General features: G+C 68.2%; 16 protein-coding genes and 1 pseudogene. 8 read left to right on the forward strand and 9 right to left on the reverse strand.

The window, feature by feature from the left end; genetic code table 11:
- Window position 1 precedes the first annotated feature (1 nt).
- Together ACIP9D_RS00330 and ACIP9D_RS00335 are read right to left on the reverse strand one after the other, a co-directional pair.
- Entirely contained in the window at window positions 2-1,213 is a 1,212-nt protein-coding gene (locus tag ACIP9D_RS00330) for a hypothetical protein (RefSeq protein ID WP_350876937.1), read from the reverse strand.
- Between the two features lie 250 nt (window positions 1,214-1,463).
- Window positions 1,464-1,859, reverse strand: coding sequence for a cupin domain-containing protein (locus tag ACIP9D_RS00335; RefSeq protein ID WP_350876939.1), 396 nt, complete (start codon window positions 1,857-1,859; stop codon window positions 1,464-1,466).
- A gap of 52 nt (window positions 1,860-1,911) precedes the next feature.
- Between ACIP9D_RS00335 and ACIP9D_RS00340 the strand changes: the two genes are divergently transcribed.
- A complete protein-coding gene (locus ACIP9D_RS00340) occupies window positions 1,912-2,904 on the forward strand; it encodes a helix-turn-helix domain-containing protein (RefSeq protein WP_350876940.1) in 993 nt (330 codons plus the stop codon).
- A gap of 145 nt (window positions 2,905-3,049) precedes the next feature.
- Window positions 3,050-3,487, forward strand: a complete 438-nt coding sequence (locus ACIP9D_RS00345) for a hypothetical protein (RefSeq protein WP_400449079.1) — start codon at window positions 3,050-3,052, stop codon at window positions 3,485-3,487.
- Here ACIP9D_RS00345 and mraY read toward each other — a convergent pair.
- On the reverse strand, window positions 3,457-4,560 hold the full coding sequence (gene mraY / locus ACIP9D_RS00350; protein ID WP_350876944.1) for a phospho-N-acetylmuramoyl-pentapeptide-transferase: 1,104 nt from the start codon (window positions 4,558-4,560) through the stop codon (window positions 3,457-3,459). The two genes, ACIP9D_RS00345 and mraY, sit on opposite strands and share 31 nt — an antisense overlap.
- Before the next feature lie 703 nt (window positions 4,561-5,263).
- Between mraY and ACIP9D_RS00355 the strand changes: the two genes are divergently transcribed.
- On the forward strand, window positions 5,264-6,148 hold the full coding sequence (locus ACIP9D_RS00355) for an aminoglycoside phosphotransferase family protein (protein WP_350876946.1): 885 nt from the start codon (window positions 5,264-5,266) through the stop codon (window positions 6,146-6,148).
- Window positions 6,149-6,197: 49 nt separating this feature from the next.
- Here the strand turns inward: ACIP9D_RS00355 and ACIP9D_RS00360 are convergent.
- Window positions 6,198-6,383: pseudogene (locus ACIP9D_RS00360) on the reverse strand (IS5/IS1182 family transposase); the annotation flags it as partial.
- On the opposite strand from ACIP9D_RS00360, the gene ACIP9D_RS00365 reads away from it, so the two are divergent.
- Window positions 6,346-6,732: a malectin domain-containing carbohydrate-binding protein gene (locus tag ACIP9D_RS00365; protein ID WP_350876947.1), complete on the forward strand. Its 387-nt coding sequence runs from the start codon at window positions 6,346-6,348 to the stop codon at window positions 6,730-6,732. The pseudogene ACIP9D_RS00360 and the gene ACIP9D_RS00365 overlap by 38 nt on opposite strands.
- A 124-nt stretch (window positions 6,733-6,856) precedes the next feature.
- On the opposite strand, the gene ACIP9D_RS00370 is transcribed toward ACIP9D_RS00365, so the two are convergent.
- Window positions 6,857-10,042, reverse strand: coding sequence for a penicillin acylase family protein (locus tag ACIP9D_RS00370; RefSeq protein WP_350876949.1), 3,186 nt, complete (start codon window positions 10,040-10,042; stop codon window positions 6,857-6,859).
- Between the two features lie 268 nt (window positions 10,043-10,310).
- Here ACIP9D_RS00370 and ACIP9D_RS00375 point away from each other — a divergent pair, with 268 nt between their 5' ends.
- Complete coding sequence (locus tag ACIP9D_RS00375; RefSeq protein WP_350876951.1) at window positions 10,311-10,499, forward strand: hypothetical protein; 189 nt, start codon at window positions 10,311-10,313, stop codon at window positions 10,497-10,499.
- A 21-nt stretch (window positions 10,500-10,520) separates the two neighbouring features.
- Here ACIP9D_RS00375 and ACIP9D_RS00380 read toward each other — a convergent pair whose 3' ends face one another.
- On the reverse strand, window positions 10,521-11,243 hold the full coding sequence (locus tag ACIP9D_RS00380) for a methyltransferase domain-containing protein (RefSeq protein ID WP_350876953.1): 723 nt from the start codon (window positions 11,241-11,243) through the stop codon (window positions 10,521-10,523).
- Window positions 11,244-11,912: 669 nt separating this feature from the next.
- Entirely contained in the window at window positions 11,913-12,635 is a 723-nt protein-coding gene (locus ACIP9D_RS00385; protein ID WP_350876955.1) for an alpha/beta hydrolase, read from the reverse strand.
- A gap of 1,003 nt (window positions 12,636-13,638) precedes the next feature.
- Between ACIP9D_RS00385 and ACIP9D_RS00390 the strand changes: the two genes are divergently transcribed.
- Window positions 13,639-14,016 (forward strand): VOC family protein, encoded by a 378-nt coding sequence (locus ACIP9D_RS00390; protein WP_350876957.1) that lies wholly within the window; start codon window positions 13,639-13,641, stop codon window positions 14,014-14,016.
- A 303-nt stretch (window positions 14,017-14,319) separates the two neighbouring features.
- Here the strand turns inward: ACIP9D_RS00390 and ACIP9D_RS00395 are convergent, their stop codons facing one another.
- Window positions 14,320-15,213, reverse strand: a complete 894-nt coding sequence (locus ACIP9D_RS00395; protein WP_350876958.1) for a DUF1963 domain-containing protein — start codon at window positions 15,211-15,213, stop codon at window positions 14,320-14,322.
- 280 nt (window positions 15,214-15,493) lie between these two features.
- Here ACIP9D_RS00395 and ACIP9D_RS00400 point away from each other — a divergent pair, with 280 nt between their 5' ends.
- A complete protein-coding gene (locus ACIP9D_RS00400) occupies window positions 15,494-15,928 on the forward strand; it encodes a methyltransferase domain-containing protein (protein ID WP_350876959.1) in 435 nt (144 codons plus the stop codon).
- A gap of 317 nt (window positions 15,929-16,245) precedes the next feature.
- The gene (locus tag ACIP9D_RS00405; protein ID WP_350876961.1) at window positions 16,246-16,965 is read left to right on the forward strand and encodes a VOC family protein; all 720 of its coding nucleotides are present in this window, start codon (window positions 16,246-16,248) and stop codon (window positions 16,963-16,965) included.
- 90 nt (window positions 16,966-17,055) lie between these two features.
- Here ACIP9D_RS00405 and ACIP9D_RS00410 read toward each other — a convergent pair whose 3' ends face one another.
- Entirely contained in the window at window positions 17,056-18,012 is a 957-nt protein-coding gene (locus ACIP9D_RS00410) for a sulfotransferase (RefSeq protein WP_350876962.1), read from the reverse strand.
- Between the last annotated feature and the right edge of the window lie 131 nt (window positions 18,013-18,143).

The raw sequence follows: 18,143 nt of genomic DNA on the forward strand, positions 1-18,143 counted from the left end.
GTTACCTGTCCAGGCCGGCGTAAGCGCGTAGCGCCTCGTGAGTCGTCGGCAGGCCGTGTTGGCGGAGTGGGCCTTGAGGCCCCGAAGACCCGAACACATGCGGGTTATCGACGAGCCACGCGACCACCGCCCGCTGCGCCGCCGTCAGTTCCTGGAAGCCGCGGCCGTGATCCGATTCCATCTGCGGAAACGCGCACCCCAGCACCACGTTGAAATGCTTGTGCCAGTTCGACGTGGGTTGCTCGGCGAGCACCGCCGCAACGAGGTCCGACCGTACCTCCTCGGCCGCCGGCGCGGCGAAGGCGTCGAGCACTTCGAGTGCCACGTAGCTGGGGCTGGCAAACCAGATTGTCTGCCCGGTGTTCTGTTGGCGAATGGCGGCCCATCCGCGTAGCTCGGCTATTGCCGAGTCCGGCACCTCTTCACCGGCCAGCTGCGCCCACGCCACAGCAGCCGCCCATCTCAAGTCGGGATCTGTGCCTGCAAGGTTCCTGTCGAGCAGGTCCGCTACAGGCTGCGTCAACGCACCGCCGACCAGTCCTAACGCGATCAGCGCCGCTCCCACTATCTGCGCCGGGCGCCGGTCGTCGGAGGCGATTTCGAGTATTCGGGGGCGGATCGACGTCATCTCCTCCGAGAACCAGGCCAAGGCATGGATCGCCTCCCCGACCACCTCGGCGTCTGGGTCAGCCAGGCATGCCAACAACAGCGGGACGCCGGCCCGGACGGCATCGTATGCGGCGAGCGCGTGCCGGGTCTCGAACAGGCGCCGCTCGGGCTCAGTGAGCGGAAGCGGCTGCCTCTGCCCGGTACTAACGACTTCGTACCAAGCCTTCATCGCTTGCGACCAGCGGCGCCAGGTCTCCTCGGGGACGTGGGCCACCTCGTTGCGGATTTCGGCGATGGGGAAGCCGCTGGCGGGTAGGTCGTAAGGCGTGTAACCGACAGCGAGGCAGGAAAGCAGCTGAATGACCTCGTGCCGGGCGGGTGTGGCGGGGTCGGCCAGCAACTCCAGCAGGAACGGGACCGCGTATGCGCTGGCCTCGTACCGGGTCCCCTGGTGGTAGATGTTGCCGTAAAGCTCGTACATTGCCGCGCTACGGACCTCGGGGTCGGATGACCGCAGATCACGAATGAGGCCAGGCACGTCCTCGGCACTTCCGTACGCGTGCGCCAACGAGGCCCAGTCGATGCTTTCCAGATCAAGTCCCACCCGCCGCATTCTTCACGTGGTGAGCTCACCAGGGGCACCCCAGGGTCCCGGCAAAGTCGTGACGGTTGTCGAACATGGGATGGTTGGTGCAGACCCGCCTTCACTGCGGGCAGCAGGGCGGGCATGCGCTGATCGTTCCCACCGGCCCGCGGTTGCCGCCCGGCTGGTACGCCACCACCCCACCCTTTCTCACCACAGCCGCGCCGCAGGATTCGAACGCTTGCGCGAGCACGGCGGCGATGCCCGGCGCTCAGGAGTCGAGTGGATGCCCGGTCGTCGCGTCGATATGGTCGGGGATCTCGTCGTGGCGGTCGCCGACTGTCGGTGTTCCTGCCGGCTCGAACATCAGGATTGCCGCGCCGGCGGGCGCGTACGGCTTGTGTTGTGTGCCCCGCGGGACGGTAAAGACCGCACCCTGCGTAAGCCGGACCGTGCGTTCCCCAGTTGGCTCACGCAAGGCGATGTTCAACTCCCCGTCGAGCACCAGGAAGAACTCGTCGGTGTCGTCGTGGACGTGCCAGATGTGCTCGCCCGCGACCTTGGCGACGCGCACGTCGTAGTCATTGACGCGGGTGACGATACGGGGGCTCCACAGCGTGTCGAAGGAGGCCAGGGCGGCACTGAGGGTGATGGGCTCATGGCTCATGAGTGAATCCTTGCCTCTTGGTCACGGCCTGTGTGAGTGCTATAAATCGCACGTGTCGCAAGAATCCTCGCAGCCAGTCTCGTCGACGCAGCTCCACCGCGTCGTCGTGATCGTTGATGAGAACTCGAACCCTTTCGAGCTCGGCTGCGCAACCGAGGTCTTCGGCCTGCGTCGGCCTGAGGTCGGCCGCGATCTGTACGACTTTCGCCTCTGCTCGCCCGCGCCGCGCACGCTGATGCGCGACGGCTTCTTCACCTTGACCGGGGTCAGCGGTTTGGAGGCGGCTGACTCGGCAGACACCTTGATCGTCCCTAACCGGCCCGACACCGACGTGCCCCGCCGCCCCGCCGTACTCGATGCCATCCGGCGGGCGCACGCACGCGGTGCGAGGCTGGTCGGCTTCTGCAGCGGCGCTTTCACCCTCGCCGAGGCCGGCGTGCTCGACGGGCGCCGGGCGACCGCGCACTGGCAGTGGGCGGACACGTTCCGGGACCGGTTCCCCGCCGTCCGGCTCGAAGAGAACGTACTGTTCGTGGACGACGGCGACATCCTCACCGCTGCGGGCAGCGCGGCCGCCCTTGACCTCGGGCTGCACATCGTCCGCCGAGACCACGGCGTGCAGATCGCCAACTCGGTCAGTCGACGGCTGGTCTTCGCGGCACACCGCAACGGCGGTCAGCGGCAGTTCATCGAGCGCCCCGTGCTCGACATTCCCGACGAGTCCCTCGCGCCCACCTTGGCATGGGCCCAGCAGCGGCTCGACGCGCCGCTGAGCGTGGCTGACCTGGCGAGGCACGCCTCGGTCAGCCCTGCGACGCTGCACCGCCGCTTTCAAGCGCAATTGGGCACAACACCGCTGGCCTGGCTCACTCGGGAGCGCCTCAACCTGGCGTGTCGGCTGATCGAGCAGGGTGAGTCACGCCTCGAAGTGGTCGCGCGAAACAGCGGCGTCGGCACCACCGCAAACCTGCGCACGTTGATGCGCCGTGAGACGGGGCTGGCTCCCTCGCAGTACCGGCGCCGGTTCGGCCTCGGAGCGGTCTAGGCCGTGTCCTGCCGATCTTGGGATGTAGATGATCAAATACCGCCATGACGGTTCTCGTGGCGTGACGGATCTAGGGAACTGCGCCGGCTGGTGGCGGCGGAGGGCAGCGATCCTGATCGCAACCAGGACGTGAACCTTGCCTGGCGTGCCTTCCGGGCGTTCCTCGCAGTCCCCTTGGACGGTCTCTTCGACCGGTGGGAGGGCGAGGTGGAGTGGCTGGACGCCGGGACTGCTGGCCCGGCGTTTCTCCATCCCTGCCGTTGAATGGCACGACGGTGCGCCGGGCGAACCGTCGGGCGAGGAGGATCTCGATCTCGACCTCGCGGATACCGTCCAGATCGAGATGGAGCTGACATTCCCTCACGGCGTGACCGCGGATGCCGACGACTTCTGGACGGCGGCGCGCAGCGGCGAGTTCCGCGCAGAGGACCTCGCCGAGGCCGGGGAAATCGTGACCGGACTCCAGCTTGGACGGCCGATCCCACCCCGGTGGGGAAACGGCTACCCGGCGGATCACCGTCGGTGGCACGACACCGGCTTGTCGTGTGGCTTTTATCCAACGACCGCCAAGAAATCCGAGTAGAACAGGCCCAGGCCGACCGCCACGCAGACACCGGCCACGATCCAGAACCGGACCACGATATTGACCTCGCTCCAGCCGGCCAACTCGAAATGGTGGTGCAACGGCACCATCCGGAAGACACGTCTACCGGTGGTGCGGAACGAGACGATCTGGATCACCCAGGTCGTCGTGATGATGACGAAGAGTCCGCCGATCATGACCGAAAGCAGCGTCGTGCGGGTTGCCACCGCGAGCCCGCCGATCAGGGCGCCGAGCCCGAGCGAGCCCACGTCACCCATGAAGATCCGCGCCGGGGACGTGTTCCACCACAGGAAGCCCACGCAGGCACCGGCCGCCGCCGCCGCGATCATGGCGATCTCCAGGGGATCCCGGACCTGGTAGCAGTATTCGTTCACGCGATCGTACGCGTCGTCGGCGCACCAGTGCCGGTACTGCCAGAAGCCGATCAGCGCGTACGCGCCGAGCACCAGGATCGACGCACCGGTGGCCAGGCCGTCGAGGCCGTCGGTGAGGTTCACGCCGTTCGACATCGCCATGATCACGAAGACGATCACGATCACCGCGCCGACCTTGCCGACATTCAGCCAATTGATGTCGCGGATGAGCGAGATGTGCTCACTGGCCACGGTCTGGCCGCCGGTGCTCGGCACGTAGAGCGCGGCGACGCCGAACCCGCCGCCGACGATCGCCTGGCCGAGCAGCTTGCCTTTGGCGGACAGCCCGTCGGAGTTGCGCCGGCGCACCTTGAGGAAGTCGTCGAAGAAGCCGACCGCGCCGCAGAAGACGAACAGCCCGAGCAGCACCAGGGCCGTCATGGTCGGCCCCTCCTGCGCGATCTGCCGCTCAGGCAGGGTGGTCAGGGCGAGATGCCCGGCCACGTACGCGAGCACGGTCGCCACGATGAACACGACGCCGCCCATCGTGGGCGTGCCCTTCTTACCCTGGTTGCTGGCGAGCCCGATGGATCGGATCGGCTGCCCGGCCTTGAGCGCGGTGAAGACGCGAATCGCCACCGGCGTGCCGAACAGGGAGATGATGAACGCGACCGCGGCCGCGACGATGACCGCCCTCACGGGCGAACCTCCACGAGATCCGAATCTCTCACGGCGTCCCCACCGAGTCTCCAGATCACCGCCTGACGTATCGACCCGAGCTGGCCGTGCAGATAGTCCCCACCGAAATCATCGATCATCACGAGACACGAGCTTGCCATCCGACGGCGAGCGGAGCAGCCCTGGACCTCACAGCGCCGTGGTTCGTAACTCGCCCACACGAATCCGACGACGATCTTGCAGCGCCGGGCCCGACGTTCAACCTGTGCCCGAAGCGGCGGAGATCGCCCAAGCGACGCGGTTCCTTGTCGACTGTGGTCCGCGATGCAACTTGTCTAGGAGCGGTACGCGGCCGAGCGTCATGGCGTTCAGGGTGGCTCCCCCGATGCCGGGCTCGTGACCGGGCTGTTGCCGGCCGGGCGCCGTGGGCTCGTGGCTCCTGCCGGTGGCTATCTTGCGCCGCGTGCTCCGGCGTCCTCGAACACCAGCAGGTGTGGAGGTTGGTCCGGATACCGAGGAGTCTCGACGGAAAGGCCAGGCCGCAGTACCGGGGCGACGGCGTGGAATACCTCCTGCGACCGCCTTGCCGTGCTCCTCGAACCGCTCGGTCGCCTGGACCCGGAGCCCGCCGTGAGCGAGCTGATCGACCCGACTGCACTCCCGATCCGGAACTGGCGGCGAGCCGCTGCGGTTTACCGACAGGCCGGCGGCTACGGTCGCACCGATGCGCCCTGGAGAGATCGTCGTCGCTGCCGAGCAGGTACGCGCCCTGATCGACGAGCAGTTCCCCGAATGGTCGGACCTGCCGATTGTCCCGCAGCCGCTGAACGGCACCGACAACGCGCTGTTCCGGCTGGGTGATTCCCTGACGGCACGGTTACCGCGGGCGCAGTGGGCGGTCGACCAGGTGGCGACCGACGTGACCTGGCTGCCACGGCTGGCGCCGCATCTTCCGGTGCCGGTGCCGGTGCCGGTCGCGGTCGGCCGGCCGGGCGGGGACTATCCGTGGCCGTGGACGGTCGTCCCGTGGCTGGACGGGCGCAATCCGGAAGCCGGGCAGGACCTCGTCGACCTCGCCGTCGACCTCGCCGGCTTCGTGCGCGCGATGGTCGCGATCGACCCGATGGGCGGGCCGGTCAAGGAGGGGATTCAGCGCGGCGTACCTCTGGCGCAGCGGGACGAGCTGACCCGCCGGTCGATCTCGGCGCTGGGCGACCGGATCGACGGGCGGGCGGTGACCGCGGCGTGGGACGAGGCGATGGCGGCAGACGAGTGGTCCGGACCGCCGGTATGGCTGCACGGTGACCTCCTGGAAGGCAACCTGCTGGTCGACCGGGGCAGGCTCACCGGGGTGATCGACTTCGGCGGTCTCGGCCGCGGCGATCCGGCGGTCGAGGTGCGGCCGGGCTGGAGCCTGTTCGATGCCCGTGCGCGGGCCGTCTATCGGGAGGCGCTCGGGTTCGACGAGGCGACCTGGGTGCGCGGGTGGGCCTGGATGCTGTCGGGCTCGCTCTACTGGCTGGCGGACCTGTGGGATTCGATCAGCAAGGACGACCGCGAGGACACGATCCGCTACATCGACTACATCGTGCGTCACCGCCACGATTGACCTGCGGTGCCGCTGCGAGCTGCATGATCGCTTCCTGCATGTAGCGCTAGGCGGTGGCGACACCGATCTCGAACCCGACGGCGAGCCGGGTTTAGGGGTCACCGTCGCGCAGGCGGGCCAGGGGCTCGCAGTGCCTGTCGGCCCGGCCCGGACCGAGTCGCCGCCGCCGGGATCGATACTGGTTACGGTGCGCTCGGATGAGGTCGGCCAGGTGGTTCAGGGTTCGGCTGGACAGCGGGCACGTCGGTGCCGACGGCTTCGTCTGGTCGCCCGACCAGCAACTCGGCTCGCGGCCGTGGGGCTACGTCGGCGGCAAGGCGCGTGCCACCAGGGCCGACATCGCCGGCACCGAGGACGACGCGCTGTTGCGCACCCAGCGCACCGGCGAGACGTTCAGCTACGTGTTCAAGAACGCCCCCGCCGGGACGTACCGGATCGCCCTCGACTTCGCGGAGATCGACAAGGTCAAGGCCGGCAAGCGTGCCTTCGATGTGCTGGTCGACGGCAAAGCCGTGCTCCACGACCACGACGTGCAGGCGAAGGTCGGTGCGCTGACCAAGGTCCAGCAGGACCCGCGCCTATGAGATAGCCGACCAATCCGCCAAGCAGTGGTCAGAGCCGCCACGGGCCGCCGTGGAGGCTCTGACCACGACTACCGATTTACCGGAGGGGCCGGCGAGTAGGACCCGCCGCCCCCTCCAGGCGAGGTCACCTTCCGTACGCCTCGAATTCGTAGAGCGAGAACCCGTACGAGGTGGCCCGCTTGACCCCGTACACCCGCACATAGCGGGCGGTGACCGGGGCGAAGGTCACGTTGTCGACGCCGCCGTTGCCGGTGGTGGTGCTGAACACCGGCGTCCAGGAACTGCCGTCGCCGGAGACCTCGACCCGATACGAGGTGCCGTACGCGGCCTCCCAGCGCAGCACCACCCGGCTGACACTGCGGGCCGCGCCGAGGTCGACCCGGATCCACTGGTTGTCGTTGTAGCTGCTGGCCCACCGGCTGCCGAGACTGCCGTCGACCGCCTTGTCCGGGGTGTGGCTGGTCAGGAACTGGGTGCTCGACGCGGTGGTCGGACGACCCTGCGCCAGGTTGGCGACGTCGTCACCCCGGCGCGCCGGGAACGAGACGACCTGCTGGTAGGTGGGGCGGTTCTGCCAGGCGATCAGCGGGTGGGTGATGCCGCCCAGCCCGGACTGGGCGATCGAGTCGGCGCACCACTGGTCGCCGGCCCCGCAGGACTTGTCGCCCGGGTAGACCGTGGTGGCCGACACCGCCGCGGCCTGACCGAGCGTGTCGAGCAGGGACTGCCGGCACGCGCCGAGGTTGCCGTTGCCGCAGTACGCGCGGCCCAGCCCGCCGGCGACGGGGTCGCCGAGCACGGTGCGCAGGTCCTTGTCGACGTAGCCCCACCAGCCGTACTGGAACGACGAGCCCTTGTGTGCCTGCCCCTGCAACGCCCAGCTCGCGGCACCGCCGCGCCCGCCGTTCTGGCCGCCCGACGGCGCCTCGTTCACCTCGAGGGCGTCGACCAGCGCGGCGTAGAGGTCCGGCCCGAGGCCGGGACGGAACTGCGCCGAGGCCAGCAGCGGCCACCAGGCGTCGAAGATCCGGATCGCGTCGGCGTGCTGGTAGACCTTGGAGCCGGGGGACGTTTCCACCCGGCGGGCTCCGGCCTGCTGCCAGGCCCGCAGCTTGCCCACCGCGTCGGCCAGCGCCGGATCCGTGACCGGCGTGCTGTCCAGCACCCGCAGCAGGTCGCCGAGAACCTGCTGGCCGCGCAGGTCGGTCACCGCCGCGTCCGCCATGATCTTGACGACGTCGGCGCGGCCGAGCTTGCGCTGGGCGATCGCGGCGCGCACCGGGCCGTCGAGCAGCTGGCCCCGGTGTACGGAGCCGAAGCTGAAATTGCCGTCCGCCGCCCCGAAGTCCCGCGCCTGCTTGTTGTTCCAGCTGACGTAGTAGTCCTGGTTGACCGACTGCGGATGCGCCGACACCGGAAGGTAGGTGGCGTCGTTGGTGTCCGGGTTCCAGCCGGCCCACTCGTACGCCGGCTCGGCCTTCGTGGGCAGGTTCGGGTCGGCGGCGGCCGGACGGACCGGGTTCGAGCCGGAGTTGAAGTACGCCGCCTCGGTCGAGTTGACGTAGAACCAGTTGAACGCGTACCCGACATTGGCCGCGGACGCCTGGAAGGCCGCCGCGCTGCCCATCGCCGACGGGTCGTTGTAGGCCTGGAAGCCGATCGCCGAGTCAGCCTCGTGCCGATAGGTCGAGCGCAGCTTGGTGAACGCGGTCGGTTGCCCGTTCACCAGGCCTCGGTAGGCCACCAGCCCGTACTTGGTGCGCAGCGCGCGCAGCGTGTACGAGCCGGCCGGGGTGGAGTCGGCCAGCGTCGGCGACCAGGAGTTGCGCTGCTCCAGCGCCTCCATGGCGAGGCACTGCCCGTGGTAGAGATAGCGGTTGGTGCGCAGCGTCGGGGCGCTGCCGTCGGTGGTGCACAGCGGCACCGCGTACGTGTCGGTGAGGTCCTGGGAGGCGGAGGTCGCGCTCCACGCGTAGTCCTGGCCCCGGCCGAGCAGCACGTAGAGGTTGAGCCCGGCGAACGCGGCGCCGCGAGCGCTGATGCCCGGCCCCTGCAACTCCTGCAGCATCAGCAACTGCGGCGCGAAGTAGCCGGTCTGCGGCCCGAACACGGCAACCGGGTTGCCGGTGGTGGTGTGCCCTCCGGAGACCACGACCGCGTTGGACATGCCATGCGCGCGCAGGTTGGACAGGCCGCCGAGCAGCCCCTGGGTGGCGGCGCTGGTGCCGGTGCGGGCGGCGGCCCCGCCGCTGGCGTCGTGGGCGAGGGGTTCGGCGACCACCGAGCCGGCGTCGGGGAGCACCGCGCTGGTCGCGCCGGGCGGCGTCGCCCCGTACGGGAAGCTCTGCCCGTCGTGCAGGGTGAGCACGGTCTCCGGATCGTTCTGCGACCGGAACGCCGCCCACACCCGGTCGCCCTCGGTAACGCCGTACTTGGCCCGGGCCGCCACCCGGACCAGCGCGGACTGGATCTCGCTGCCGCCGCCTCCGCCGAAGAGCCCGCCGACGACGCCGGCGGTGGCGATGAGGTCGGTCATGGTGAAGTGCGTCGGCTTGCCGGCGCCCGCGAGCACGTACTCACCCGGGTAGTTGTCCTCGGCGATCGACTTGTCGATGTAGGCGTTGATGCCGGCGATGTAGTCGACCACGTCGGTGTAGAGCTGCTGGCCCCGGGCGCCCTTGAGGCGCAGCGCGTCCACCTGCGCCTGGAGGTCCGCCTCCGAGTAGGGCGAGTTGGCCCAGATGCTCTGCTCCAGCTCACGGTTGCCCGGCGCGCCGCCGGCGAACGAGGTGAGCGTGCCTCGACCGGCGTGCCGCAGCAGGTCCATCACCCAGAGCCGGTCCTGGGCCCCGGCGTAGCCGGCACCGAACATCGTGCCGGCGCGGGTGGTGCCGGTGACGTGCGGGACGCCGGTGGCCTTGTCCCGCACGATGGTGACGTCCGCGCGCGGCGAGACGGTGCTCTCGACCTGCGCGGCCGGGACGCCGAACGAGGCGTCGTTGTAGAAGTGGGCGATCTGCTCGTCGGTCAGGCCGGCGTAGTTGTAGACCAGGTTCGCGTACTCGTCGAGCTGGTCGCTGGAGTGCGCCGGGCGGGTGCCGAGCGCTTGGTGGGCCAGGATGGCGACCAGCGTGGCGTTGCCGTTCTGCCCGGGGGGCAGGATGTCGGCGCACTGGCCGAGGCAGTAGTCGTTGGCGGCGAACATGCTGGCGGCCAGAGCCGGTGACGGCGGGGTCACCGTCAGGACGCTCGCGGTCAGGGTGGCGGCGGTGAGCGCCGCGAGCCGGGCACGGAGAGTGGGACGGGGCATGGCGATCCTCCGGGGACGCGGAGTCGGGCCGTTCGGTACGCCCGGCTTCCGGTGCCGACGTCTCGCCCTCCGCGCCCGGGCGTTCCACCCAGAGGTGAGAGTGACTCATATCTATCTCCGGGCAATGATCGGCGCAGGACCGCCGTCGGGGATACCCGTCGTTCACCACGCGCCAATGCCGACGTTTCGCCGTCTTTCGCCATCGGGAACGGGAACGGCGCAAGTGGCTCGGGCGACTCTCTAGTAGAAGGCTGCTGTCGATGAGGCTGTGCTCAAGTCGAAGTTCATCAGCCAGTGGCTGTTCAAGATCGCCGAGGCGAACGGCGACTACGCCGTGGAGCTAACCAAGGTTGTCACCGCGTTGGCGGGCAAGTTCGTGGCAGGCCACGACCGAGACGGGCCAGATTGCCGGTCCGGGCGTGCACCGTGCGTCGCGGCCATCATCTGGCTCCGATGACCCCGATGCGCGAGTCGGGCATCACTGAGGGTCTGCCGGCTTACGCGCAAGGATGAGCCGGCACCGTGGGCTGCCGTCCCGGCGCTGCCCCAGGACGGTCAAGTCGATGGCCGTCACGGTGAAGCCGGCCGTTATCAGGTCTTCGCGGACTGCGGACAGCGGGCTGGTGCGGTAGTACATGACGAACGGCGGTCGCCATACGGCATTGCGTACCCGCATGGCCAGGTCGAATCCGAGCGTGGCCAAGTGCGAGACCGAGGCCAGGGGCGGCGGTGCGCCGATCGGCAGGGCGAAGAGCCCGCCGGGCCGCAGCCCGCGGTACACCCCCTCGAACAGCGCCGGCCGCTCGGTGGGCAGGAAGTGCCCGAGCGCTCCGAAGCTGACGGCGAGGTCGAAGTACTCAGTGAATGGCAGGGCCCGAGCATCGGCCTGAACCCACGTGGCGTCCGGGTGAGCGCTGCGCGCCTGCGCGAGCATGCCAGCGCTGAAGTCCACGCCCGTCATGCCTCCTTGGCAGACGGACTTGAGAACCACCATGCCCGCGCCGGTACCGCAGCACACGTCCAGCCCATGGTCGAACGGCCCGAGTTTGGACAGCGCGTCGGCGCTCGCGCCGAGATAGCTGTCCGGCGTGCGAAACGGCGTGTGGTCAAACTTCGGAGCCAGCAGGTCATAGCCGCGCTCGACCGAGGACATCGCCTGGATGCAGAGTTCACGCAGAGACGGACCCTGAGGCGAAAACACCGACCAAGGGTACCTGCCCGCGCCCGCGGGGCCCTTCTACGCGATGGCCAGTGTCGGCATACCGCAGGCTCCGACCGGCCGATCCGAGCGAGGACCGCCGGGCATGCCGGCCTTCACGCCCGGGGCCTTCGCCCGGCTGTCCCTGCCCACCCAGCACGTCCAGGTCGTCCCCACACGCGAGGGCTTCCGTCATCAGGCATCACCCCGGCGCCGCCGTACCCGGCGGCCAGTCAGGACAGGGTCGGGCATCGCGGGCCGCCGTCGGCGCCCACAGGTAGAGGTCCAATCGTTGGCCTTGGCGGCGAAGACCGGATCGCCGGGCAGGAAGTGCGACGAACCGCCGGCCATCCTCTCCGGCGGCACGACGAGCACGACCGCGCCGACCGTTACGTCGACAGCGAGGTGGGCCTGGTGCCGTCCGGCACCGACGCAGCCACGGTGCCCACAGCCAGTGCGGGAAGCTCACCGCGCCGGGTCGGCGGCGCGGGACGCGGCGAGGCTCCGCTACGTCGGGCAGGTCGGCGACGACGCGGGGAAGTATTGCACCTACCTAATGACCTTGCCCGCATGCGGGGCTTATGCACATTTCTGGTGATCATCCAGGACAGGCGACCGCTCAAATCGGCCCGGCTCCGGCTGGGCACGGCCAGCGTGAGGACATGGGCAGGTTCACTGTGTCAGTGTCGTGAGAGCCTGCCCGATGACGTCGGCGACGACCTGCGGCTGGCTGATCATGATCACATGAGAGCCGTCGACCTCGGTGATGGTGGCCTTGGCCCGCTGGGCCATTGAACGGACGGCATCGCTGCCGGCGGCCTTGTCCCCGGTGGCTACGACCGCCCAAACCGGCAGGTTCTTCCACGCGGGCGGCCCAGAAGGCGTGACAAAGCCCAGCGAGGAGACGTGGCGCTGGGTCGCCGCCATGACCGCGGCGTCAGATTCAGGGATATCGCCGGCGAACGCGTCATGAAACTTGGCCGGATCAATACGGAACTCGACCTCGGTGCCCTGCGCCGTCGGGTAGGTCGGTTGAAGCAGAGCGGACGTAAGCACGCTGTCCTTGGAGTTGCCTTCAATGTCCATGAGGGTCTCGCCCTCGTCAGGAGCGAAGGCGGCAACGTAGACCAGGCCGACGACATTGTCGACGTTGGGAACGGCGTTGGTGATGACGGCGCCTCCGTAGGAGTGACCGACGGCGAGTACCCGCCCCGGTGTCTGTTTCAGGGCGCTGGCCACGTACGCGGCGTCCTCGTTGAGCCCGCGAAGGGGGTTGGAGATCGCAATCGTGCGCACGCCGGCGCTCTGCAGCCGTTTGATCACCGCACTCCAGCTCGTGCTATCGGCGAAAGCTCCATGGACGAAGGCCACGGTCACATCGGTTGTGTCGCTCATTGACTCCCCCGTAATACATCGGCCGCAAGCCGGAGCGCCTTCTGCCCGAGGGTGCACGGATTACTCGGACACCCGTCAGGGACGTAGGCGCGCCCTTGGCAGAGGCCATTGCCTTCGCATTGGCCTAGCACCTTGTTCGACGCGCACCTTCCACACTAGGGGCATGCCTGAAGCGCCGGGCGCGATCTGGAATGCGAAGAGGGCTTGTCCTTCCGCTCGCCATGCTGGCGCTCGGCGGCTCAGCCTCGACACTTCATACCGTCGCGCGGTCGACGAAAGGTCCACCTCCTGCACGCCCGATGTCGGCCAAACGGTCAACCAGTGCAGATGGTGACTGCGCACTCTGGTCGACTCAACGTCGCAAGGCACACAGCCAGCCCTGGCCAGGTTCGATCGGCCCCCACAACTCGTACCAGAGCCGCTGGGATGCCCCGACGGGCCAGGTCGAGACATCCGACGCGGGTTGCCGACGACGGGCCACCAGCCGCAGATGACGAGGCTTCGGGGGTCGCCGGCGCCGGCGCCGAGGAGGGCCGAGAACGGCAGCGGGGCCTGCAGCCTGCCGACGAGGCCCTTGACGAACACAAACCAGCACGCAGCCCCCAGGAACAACCAGGTCGAGCGGCGGACGATCGCCACTGTCGCAGTGCGTCAGCCCGGCGGGCCCACGAGCCGTCGCGGTGCGTGCACGTCTGCCGGCTGCCGATGGTGGCTTGCGGCCCCCGCGGTGTCCGGTCCAGGAGCACTGCGCGAATCCCGCTTGATGAGGACGGTCACGGTGGGTAGCGCTCAGTCTGCGGCAGAACAGCGCACTGGATGCGGTGGATTCTTCGTGTCAGGTGCTCGGTGAGCCGCCGTGCGACGGACGATCGGTCCGTGGTCCGCCGGGAGAGCTCGCGAGAAGGCACCTTCGAGTGCCGGTTCTGTCGACTTCGATAAGGTGCTATCCGTCATGCCAATGCTGGCAGTGGGCTACTGGCGGCCTGGACCAGAAGAAGGCGACATGTCCGACAAGATACGGCTCAGCGCAGTCACCCTGGACAGTTCGGACGCCATCCGCTTGGCGGAGTTCTACGCCGACATCACGGGCGGGGCGATGACGCAGATCGGCGAAGAATGGGCATGCGTGCAGAGCCCGGCCGGGCGCCTCAACTTCCAGACCGTGCCTGGATACACGCCCCCTACCTGGCCCGACCCCACCTCGTCGATCATGATGCACCTTGACTTCATGGTCGAGGACCGAGACGCCGCCGAGGCTCGCGTGCTCGCCGCCGGCGCAACGAAATACGACTTCCAGCCCAATAGCAAACAATGCTTCGTCTACGCTGACCCGGCCGGCCACCCCTTCTGCCTGACCACCTGGGAAGCCCCGATGGTCTGACGAAAACTCTGGCGGCGATAGCCCGCGCGGTGTTGTCGGCACCCGCACAAGTGAGCAGGGGCAGGCTGTCGCCCAGCATGTCGTTGTGCCGTTCCATTTCACCAACCCGGAAGCGCCGGGCGTCGATCTTCCACGCTGGTGGGACACGCAGCCCACCTAACCGGTAGAGCACCCCCGTGGCCATCGGCGGCGTTCCGTCACACCGGCGCGACCGTACACGCTCATCGGCAATAGCGGATGCCCAGCATCTGACGTCGGCATCGCCGGCAACGCAGATCGTGGCCGTATCCGGCGGCCGGTGCTCTATGGGATCAACTCAGCCACGGAAAGCGCCTCGTCCAGCCGACCAGCGGCCAGGTCGTCGTGACGGATCACGAAACTCCCGTCACTCCGGTAATAGAACTCGTTTTCTACGGGAAAGCGGGCGAGCGACACCCATTCAGTCGTCAGCCGGTGCGTCTCCTTCTCCACATGGGAATACCATTTCGCGACCGGGATGACGATCTCGCCGGTCTTCTCGCGCCACGCGAGGGTCTGCTCCGCAATACTCTTGATTACCTCCTCGTCGGCATACCCGCCGATATAGGCGCTGGCGTACCCGCTGTCAGGCGGCCAGAGATCGTTGGCCAGAGCACAGAGTTCGTCAAGGTGCGGCAGGTCACGCTCGAGGTCACGGGCCAACTGCTGCTGGAAGGGCGACAGGTCGTCCTCGTCCTCGTCCTCGTCGTCCTCGTCCTCGTCCGCCCCGAACCAATCGGGGAACTCCGCGCGCAGCGTGGCGCCGAGGTCGTACTGCTTGTCGACGAACGCGTGGTCGGTGGATCCTGCCGCCACCTCGGTATCGGTGCCGGCCGGCACATACACGACTCGCCCGTACCTCCGCTCCCCGGTGGCAGCGGCCTGCTCGTGGTTCAGGAAGAACAGCAGCGAGCCGTCTGCCGGCAGGCCGAGGCCGTCGACTCTTGGCAGCGCCGCACAGTCGACCGAGAAGATGAACGGCAACGGACTGACCCCGTCGGACGGCCAGTCCACGCCCACCGGCAGCCGGGGCAACCCACCGAACTGCCCGACCGGAACACCGCTGGATCCTCCGCTCAACCGGATCGACAAACGGAGGTGCTGGATGAACCGGCTGACCTCGTCGTCCGGGATGCCCAACGCGAGCGCTGCACGACGAAGCTGCCCCTGATGATCCATAGCGCAACATGGTGCCACGAGGGCGAGCCCGGTAACCGGGTGCCCCACGGCCCGCACGCGCTGTCGTCGCCATCGCTGCCGCCGTGATCGGGTGCGCACATCTCGGCAGATCCGCACTTGACGACCGGCACGCCGTGACATTGCGTAACGCGCGCATTGCCAGATGCGGACGCCTCGAACACTGCATGAGGCAGCAGAGAAGGCTGCGAGGGAATAGACGCGCGATCATCGTGTTTGCTGCCGCGCACCCGTATGCGAGTCGTCAATTACCCTTATGGCTGTGCCGGGATCTCTGTCGCATCGCCTTGCCGCGATCGTGAACGCGCTTCCCCTTCAGCCGCACTCCCGCGTCCTCGAAATCGGATGCGGGCCCGGGGCGGCCGCACGAGCGGTCGCGGCCCGACTCACCACCGGCCACATCTTGGCCATCGACCGGTCTGCCACTGCGATCGCCCAGGCAGAGGCCGCCGCAGTGGACGAGATCAGGTCCGGCCGCATGAGTGTCCGCCACGTTGCGGCCGAAGACTTCGTCCTGCAGACCCAGGAAGAGCCATACGAGATCGTGTTCGCCGTCCGCGTTGGCGCCCTCGACGGGCGCCACCCCGAGGCTGGTCAGCGGGTGTTGCACCATGTCGCCGGGGCGACCAAGGCAGACGCTCGGCTCTTCATCGACGGCGGCGATCCGCTTCGTGAGCTACGCATCCCGCGGCCTTGAGCCGAACGAAGGGGCGCGGCGGTCGAGCCTCGCTGCCCCAGTTGACCGGCGCTACATCGACGCCCTGGACGCGTATGCGTCCAAGGCAACACCGACACACACTGTCATCGGCATGACGGCGCACCGCGCCGGGCGCGGCCAACGCGCGATCAGCGGCGGATCCGGGCCTGATCTTGATGAGCCGTATGGCAGGAAGGCACCGCCGATGGCTCGGCTCGTGGCGTTGGGTTCTGGGTCATCGGCCGATCGGATGGCCGAAGGCGATGATCGGCTGTTTCCATGTGCGATGGAGACCCTGCGACGCTTAGGAAGGAGTCATGACCAACGAGGTGACCGTTCCCCTGCTGCCGTGCGCATCCATTGACGACATCGAGACCTTCTACGGAGTTCTCGGTTTCCGCACCACGTACAAGCAGCGCAAGCCCAACGCGTGTGTGGGGGTGCAGCGGGAAGACCTGCATCTACAGTTCTTCGAGATTCCCGGGTTCGACCCGGAGCAGTCCTATGGCTCCTGTCTCGTACTCACCGCGGACATCGAGGGACTACACCGGGCATTCGCAGCCGGCATGCGCGCCGCGTACGGCAAGGTACTGGTGTCCGGAACGCCGCGGATGACCCGGCCCAGGGCGCGGAAGAACGCCGACGGGTTGGGCGGGTTCAGCGTCATCGACCCGGGCGGCAACTGGATCCGCGTCTTTCGGCACGCCGCCACCGCGCCCATGCCGGCCACCACGCCTGCCGGGCGGCTGGCCAAGGCCCTAGCGAATGCTGTCGTGCAGGCCGATTCCAGGGGAAGCGTCGGACAGGCCGTTCGGATCCTCGACAGCGCCTTGGCCCGCCCGCAAGCCGACGACGACCCGGTCGAGCAGGTAGAGGTCCTGGTCTACCGCGCCGAACTCGCGATGGTGCTGCACGATCCAAAGACTGCGGCCGAGATGCTGGCCCGCGCCCAGTCCGTCACGCTCAGGGAGGACGAATCCGAGAGGGCGGCACCCGCGTTCGACAACGCCGCCGAGCTCGCAACAGCACTGCGGTGACTCACCTGCGACGCGGTTCGGCTGAAGCAGCGTCTACCGGGCGTTCGAGGGGCGTGACGCGGCGTCGTCAAGGTGGAGAGCCCAGAGCCGTCACTCATATCCCATCGCCGGGATGGCCTTGCCGAGTGCGTCTTCGATGAACGCGCGGGTCTCGTCGTCGAATTGGTCGTTGCGGTTGGTCAGCTTGTGCGACAGAAACGTTGAGGGGGTGGCGAAGTCGTCGACGCCGAGCCGTTCGAACAGGGCGCGGCGCTGCCCGGGCCAGTCGGCCGCGAGATCTTCTGCTTTTACCTCGATGTATCGCCTGCCCGTCAGGTCGACCGTGTTCTTCCAGGTGAGCCATCGGTGGTAGACCGGCTTGAGGTAGGCCAGCGCGCCGTCGACGGTGGACGGTGCCCATGGCTGGGCCAGGTGGGATGCGAGCACTGAGACCGGGTGACGCTTGATGTGCACGATTGTCGCTTCGGGGACCAGTTCCCAGAGGAACTCCATGCACAGCAGATTGAACGGTGTCTTCTCGCACCAGGTCGGCTTGCCCGCGTCGGCGGCTGCTCCGCCGAACATGGTGTCGATCAGGCCCCGCAAGATTTCGAGCAGTTCGCCCCGGTCGCTGAAATACCTGGGAAGTACCCGCCGGCGGCTCAGCGGCTCGAACGGCCCGGCAGGCCGGTCGGCGTTGCCGAAGCCTTCCGCCGGCGCAGCCTCATCGTATGTGCACGCGATCAACTGCGGCCATAGTTGTTGCACCGCGTCCCGGTAGCGCCGCTCGCCGACCAGCTCGGGAACGGTTTTGCCGCGATCGTCGCGCCGGCCGGGCACTCGTACGGTGAGCAAGTCGCTCAGCCGGTGCAGGGCGTCCTCACCGACGGTGGGGTCGTATCGATCGGTGAGCGCGTCGGCCAGGTCCCGCAGGCCACCCGGGTCGATGAGAAACCGGGTCTCCATGGGAATCCGATGGATCAGCGGATGTTCGCCGATGATGTCGGCGATCCGTGACGTTCCCGAACGACCCGTACCCGCAACGAAGATCGGTGGGGGGAAACACATGGCGAGCAGTCAAGCTCTCAGCCCGACGCCTGTGCAAGCCATAATCCGGACGTGGCCCGTCCGCAACGGCCCCTACCACCTGGCCGCTGCAGTGACGGCCGTGTTCGTGTGGCGAACTGGACTGTCCACCA

This window comes from Micromonospora sp. NPDC093243 (assembly GCF_044753725.1).
Taxonomy (GTDB): domain Bacteria; phylum Actinomycetota; class Actinomycetes; order Mycobacteriales; family Micromonosporaceae; genus Micromonospora.

Bases quoted from the DNA above. Each gene is read 5' to 3' on its own strand.
- ACIP9D_RS00355 (WP_350876946.1), top strand. From the start codon at position 5,264: ATGCGCCCTGGAGAGATCGTCGTCGCTGCCGAGCAGGTACGCGCCCTG.
- ACIP9D_RS00335 (WP_350876939.1), bottom strand. From the start codon at position 1,859: ATGAGCCATGAGCCCATCACCCTCAGTGCCGCCCTGGCCTCCTTCGAC.
- ACIP9D_RS00410 (WP_350876962.1), bottom strand. From the start codon at position 18,012: ATGTGTTTCCCCCCACCGATCTTCGTTGCGGGTACGGGTCGTTCGGGA.
- ACIP9D_RS00390 (WP_350876957.1), top strand. From the start codon at position 13,639: ATGTCCGACAAGATACGGCTCAGCGCAGTCACCCTGGACAGTTCGGAC.
- ACIP9D_RS00370 (WP_350876949.1), bottom strand. From the start codon at position 10,042: ATGCCCCGTCCCACTCTCCGTGCCCGGCTCGCGGCGCTCACCGCCGCC.
- ACIP9D_RS00395 (WP_350876958.1), bottom strand. From the start codon at position 15,213: ATGGATCATCAGGGGCAGCTTCGTCGTGCAGCGCTCGCGTTGGGCATC.
- ACIP9D_RS00385 (WP_350876955.1), bottom strand. From the start codon at position 12,635: ATGAGCGACACAACCGATGTGACCGTGGCCTTCGTCCATGGAGCTTTC.
- ACIP9D_RS00405 (WP_350876961.1), top strand. From the start codon at position 16,246: ATGACCAACGAGGTGACCGTTCCCCTGCTGCCGTGCGCATCCATTGAC.
- ACIP9D_RS00365 (WP_350876947.1), top strand. From the start codon at position 6,346: ATGAGGTCGGCCAGGTGGTTCAGGGTTCGGCTGGACAGCGGGCACGTC.